3 protein-coding genes are annotated in these 4,872 nt (G+C 61.8%); 2 read left to right on the forward strand and 1 reads right to left on the reverse strand.

Features of this window, described 5'->3' with window-relative positions:
• Positions 1 to 208: 208 nt before the first annotated feature.
• Positions 209 to 1,525 carry an ATP-dependent protease ATPase subunit HslU gene (hslU, locus tag Q0K07_RS12815; RefSeq protein ID WP_294559753.1) on the forward strand — a complete coding sequence of 439 codons (1,317 nt, stop codon included), beginning with the start codon at positions 209 to 211 and terminating at the stop codon, positions 1,523 to 1,525.
• Between the two features lie 96 nt (positions 1,526 to 1,621).
• On the opposite strand, the gene Q0K07_RS12820 is transcribed toward hslU, so the two are convergent.
• Entirely contained in the window at positions 1,622 to 1,825 is a 204-nt protein-coding gene (locus Q0K07_RS12820) for a FeoB-associated Cys-rich membrane protein (protein ID WP_294559754.1), read from the reverse strand.
• Between the two features lie 370 nt (positions 1,826 to 2,195).
• On the opposite strand from Q0K07_RS12820, the gene Q0K07_RS12825 reads away from it, so the two are divergent.
• Positions 2,196 to 4,121 (forward strand): AsmA-like C-terminal region-containing protein, encoded by a 1,926-nt coding sequence (locus tag Q0K07_RS12825; RefSeq protein ID WP_294559755.1) that lies wholly within the window; start codon positions 2,196 to 2,198, stop codon positions 4,119 to 4,121.
• Positions 4,122 to 4,872 lie beyond the last annotated feature (751 nt).

The following is a 4,872-nucleotide window of genomic DNA, read 5'->3' on the forward strand; positions in this document are numbered from 1 at the left end:
GGCCCGGGGGGAATCATTCCCCCCGGCGGGGTCTGGGGCGGAGCCCCGGTGCCTTTCCGGGGTGCGGGGCGGGCCCCGCGTGCCTTTCCTCTCTTCCTGCCTTTCCTGCGTTTTCCTCATGCCGGTTCAGGACATTTTTCCGAAAGATCGGGCGGAGGCCTTCCCTTTTTCAGAATCGGGCCTATGTTCTGAAAAAAGGAGATTGCCCATGAACACGCTGACCCCCCGGCAGATAGTTGCCGAGCTTGACAAATATATCGTAGGACAGGAACAGGCGAAACGCATGGTGGCGGTAGCGGTACGCAACCGCTGGCGTCGTCAGCAGCTTGACCCGGCGATGCGGGACGAGATAGCGCCGAAGAACATCATACTCATGGGGCCCACGGGCGTGGGCAAAACGGAGATAGCACGGCGGCTGGCGAAGCTGACGGGCGCGCCCTTCATCAAGGTGGAAGCCACGAAGTACACGGAAGTGGGCTATGTGGGGCGGGACGTGGAATCCATGATCCGCGACCTTATGGAGATAGGCATCAAGCTTGTGCGCGACGAGGAAGGGCAGAGAGTGGCGGCCAAGGCGGAGGCGCAGGCCGAGGAAAAGCTGCTTGATCTGCTTTTGCCGGGCAGCAGCACGGATTCCGGCCGCGAGGCGACGCGCGAGAAGCTGCGCAATCTCTGGAAGCTGGGGCACCTGGACGACCACGAAGTGGAGGTGGAAGTCACGGAGCAGGCCCCGCAGATGGACATGTTCGCCATGCCGGGCATGGACAATTCCCTGGGCAGTCAGATGAAGAGCATGATGAGCCGTTTCATGCCGCCCAAGACGCAGAAAAAGCGCATGAAGACCCGCGCCGCCTACAACATTCTGGTGCAGCAGGCGCGCGATTCCATGCTTGACGAAGAGCGGATTGTGGAAATCGCCCGGGAAAGGGTGGAACAGAGCGGCATTGTGTTCATTGACGAAATCGACAAGATCGCCAGTTCCGCCGCCCAGCAGCGTTCCTCCGACATATCCCGCGAAGGCGTGCAGCGCGACCTTCTGCCCGTGGTGGAAGGCTGTGTGGTGAACACCAAGCACGGCATGATCCACACCGACCATATTCTCTTCATCGCGGCCGGCGCCTTCCACTTCAGCAAGCCTTCCGACCTCATTCCCGAACTGCAGGGCCGCTTCCCCCTGCGTGTGGAACTGCAGGCCCTGGGCAGCAAGGAGTTCTACCGCATCCTCACCGAACCCCACAATTCCCTGCAGAAACAGTATGCCGCACTGCTCTCCACGGAAAACGTCACCCTCCACTTCTCCGAAGAGGGCCTCAGGGAAATTGCCGCCTTTGCCGAGGAAACCAATACCCGCAGCGAAAACATAGGCGCGCGCAGGCTCTACACCATTCTGGAAAAAATCCTTTCCGATATCTCCTTCGAGGCCCCGGACAGGGCCGGGCAGCATATCGTCATCGACAAGGCCTACGTCTCCGAACACCTGGAAGACGTGAAGAACGACGTGGACCTGCAGCAGTTCATCCTGTAACGAAAAAGGCCCTCCTTCCATCACGAAGGGGGGCCTTTCTGCAAGGTGAACAAGGCTTATGCCATAGCGGCGATGCAAAGAACCGGCAGGGGAAGGCTAGTCGGGCCGTCCGCACGAAGGGCCGCCCCCCCCTCTTACGGCGCGGCCTTCCAGCGATACGCCGTGTGCGGAACACCCGCCCTTCTTCGTGCAGGAAGAGCAGCCGCAGCCACAGCCCCCGCCGGAAAGAGAACGACGAAAACGGAAAAAAAGATACACACCCGCAAGGGCAAGAATCACAAGAACAACCAGTGTCTGCATGACATATCTCCCAGAGCGCGGGAAACCGCGCTTTTTTCTGCTGTTTCGTTCACATTAGCAAGAATGAAAACTATTTTCAACATATTTTTTCTTCTTTTCCGCGCCGGGCCGGCGGAGGCGCTTTTCCGCAGGGCCGCGGGCTGAAACACGGCCCTGCCGCCTCCTTTCCCGCGCCCGGCGGTTCCGCCCCCAGAACGCCCCCTCCGGGCCCTGCACGGCGCTTTTCAGGGCGGAAAGGCGACGTTTCCCCCCTTTTTCCCCTTTTTCCGCACGCCTCTCAGGCCGGAAACGACAAGGCCCCGGCGGGGGGCTTGCCCCGCCCGGAAAATGCGTATATGCTCAGGCAATACCCTGTTCGCCGGATAGACACATGCTGCGTAAGATACTTATTGTCCTTGTTCTTCTTGTCCTTGTCGCTGGCGGGGGCCTTATCGGCCTCATTGCCACCAACAGCGACATCATCATCGACAAATTCAATGCGTATGTGGAAACGAGCACCGGCGCTCCCCTTGTTTCCGAAACGCCGCCTACGCTCACGCTGTTTCCCAACCGCGGGCTGGAACTCGGCGCAAGCTCCTGGGAAAGCCCCGACGGCGCGCTGAAAATCAGCTTCAGCAGCGCTTCGGTGATGATTTCCTCCCACGCGCTGTTCACCGGCAAGTTCAGCATCAAGAATTTCTCCGTGGACGATCTGGCCGTCACCATGAAGCTGAAAAAGCCGGTGCGGGAATTTCTGGCCGCCATTCCTGCAAGCGTGGAACACCGGCGGGACTTCGACGAACTTATTCAGGGCATTCTGCACGCCCTGCGCATTGCACCGGACAACATAAGCATCAGTCAGGGCCGGATATGCTTCATCCAGCCCGACGGTTCCACCCTCACCATAGCGCCGCTCACCCTCAACGCCACCAACGTGCACCCCGGCACGCCCACAAACTTCAACCTGCAAACGGATATCGACGGTTCGGACCCGGCCTTCCATGCAGGGGTGGAACTGCACTGTTCCGCCCTGCTCGACAAGGAAAAAGCCTCCTTCGCCATAGAAAAGGCCATGCTCACGCCGGGCATGGGCGTGTCGTTCCGCGAATACCTTTCCCTTTCCGGCAAGCTGGAATACGGCTTCGACAGCGACGTGCTCACCCTTTCCCAGCTGCATTTCCAGGGGCCGGATCTGTCGGCCACGGCTTCGGGGAGCATTGCCTCCCTCGCCCGCATGTACAGCGACCCCGTCCGGGGCGACGCCACACTCAAGGTGGACATGGAAGGCGACCCGCAGCGCATCGGCGAAATTCTGCATCATCCCCTGCCCTTTGCCGACCACAACATTTTCAGCGACTGCGCCCTTGCGGCGGAAATGCGCTGGGCCGAAGGCAAAATGCGCATGACGAGCATACAGGGCAAGGCGGACGACCTCACCTTTTCCGGCAGACTCAGCATTTCGCCCGACCCCTTCGTCATCAGCGGGGAACTTTCCCTCGGTGACTTCGACCTCGACGACTACCGGAGCGAAAGGCCCGACGGCGCGCCCCGGAAGCTGGAAAACCGCGACTTCACCCGCTGGCCCCGCGTGAATCTGCAGCTTTCGGCCGAACATGTGCGCTGGAACCGCCTGCATCTGGAAAACGTGCATGCCCGCCTCGCCGGGCAGAACGGCTCCTATGAATTCAACCCCCTTTCCGGCATTCTGGCGGGCAGCCCGGTGACGGCCTCCATGAAAACGGTCATGCTCCCGAGCACGCCCCTTTCCTCCCGCCTGTCCATCAACTTCAGCGTGCCTCAGGCCAATCTTGAGGAAATATCCCGCAGCCTTGCGGAGCGCCCCCTGCTCAAGGGCAACGGCTCCATCAACGCCTCGCTTTCCTTCACCACCTCGCGCGGCCTGCCCTCGCTGAACGGCAAGGGAAGCCTCACCTCCTCACAGGTGGAAACGGCCTTCAGCATACTGCCGCCGGATATTCCGCTGGTGTCGAGCCTGCTTGCCACCAACCGTTTTGAAAGACTCTTCCTTTCCTTCTTCTCCAAGGACGGCAACCTTACCGTGGACCGCCTCTCTCTGGATGCGGCGCGCCTTTCCCTTTCCGGATCCGGCACGGTGAACCTCATGCAGCGCACCGTGAACGCAACAGGCGCCGTGCAGATGGCGGGCACCTCGGCCCTGCCCGTGCGCCTGGAAGGCGACCTGCGCGACCCCCGCTATTCCTTGGAAAGCGACAGCAAAAGCCGCACCCTTTCCCCCAAGGCCATAGAGCTTGACCTCAGCTTCTCCCGGGATGTGCGCGACATTTTAAATCAGTAGCCCCCTGCCGGAAGGCCCTTTTTCCGCGAAAAAGCCCCCTCAGAAGCCCCGCGGCCCCTGCGCACGCCCTGAGCCCCGCGCGGAAGAGCAACAGCGCCCCTGTGCCTGTAAAGCCCCCACCGGCACAGCCGAAGAGGCGGAAAACGTAAGTCCCCCTGCGTGCGCCCCGGAGCCCGACGACAGGGACGACGCAACACGCCCGCGCCCCTGTGAAGCGGCCTTTTTCCCGCAAAAAGCCCCGTAAAGGCCCCACGGGAAGCAAAAAACGCCCCCTGCGCGCCCCGGGAGGCCCCACCACCGGCCCCCCTCAGGCCCGGGGACTCATCGGTGGAAAGGTGACGTTCCTTTTCACCGCCTGCGCCATGCCCCGCAGGCCCCCTGAACGCGCCTTCCCGCCCATTCTGAACACCTCTTCCCCCCCCTAAAAAGGCCGGAAGGCTCACCACAGCCCCTTTTTCCGCGGAAAGGGAGACCTCAACGCCCCCAACCGGGCCGAAAACACCCGAAAAGCCCCCTCAGAAGCCCCGCGGCCCCTGCAGCACGCCCTGAGCCCCGCGCGGAAGAGCAACAGCGCCCCTGTGCCTGTAAGCCCCCGCGCCCTGCGGCAAGAGCCGAAGAGACGGAAAACGCAAGTCCCCCTGCGTGCGCCCTGCGGCCCGACGACGGGGACGGCACAACACGCCCGAACCCCTGTGAAACGGCCTTTTTCCCGCAAAAAGCCCCGTAAAGCCCCACCGGGAAGCAAAAAACG

This window comes from uncultured Mailhella sp. (genome assembly GCF_944324615.1).
Taxonomy (GTDB): domain Bacteria; phylum Desulfobacterota; class Desulfovibrionia; order Desulfovibrionales; family Desulfovibrionaceae; genus Mailhella.

Bases quoted from the DNA above. Each gene is read 5' to 3' on its own strand.
- Q0K07_RS12825 (WP_294559755.1), top strand. From the start codon at position 2,196: ATGCTGCGTAAGATACTTATTGTCCTTGTTCTTCTTGTCCTTGTCGCT.
- hslU (WP_294559753.1), top strand. From the start codon at position 209: ATGAACACGCTGACCCCCCGGCAGATAGTTGCCGAGCTTGACAAATAT.
- Q0K07_RS12820 (WP_294559754.1), bottom strand. From the start codon at position 1,825: ATGCAGACACTGGTTGTTCTTGTGATTCTTGCCCTTGCGGGTGTGTAT.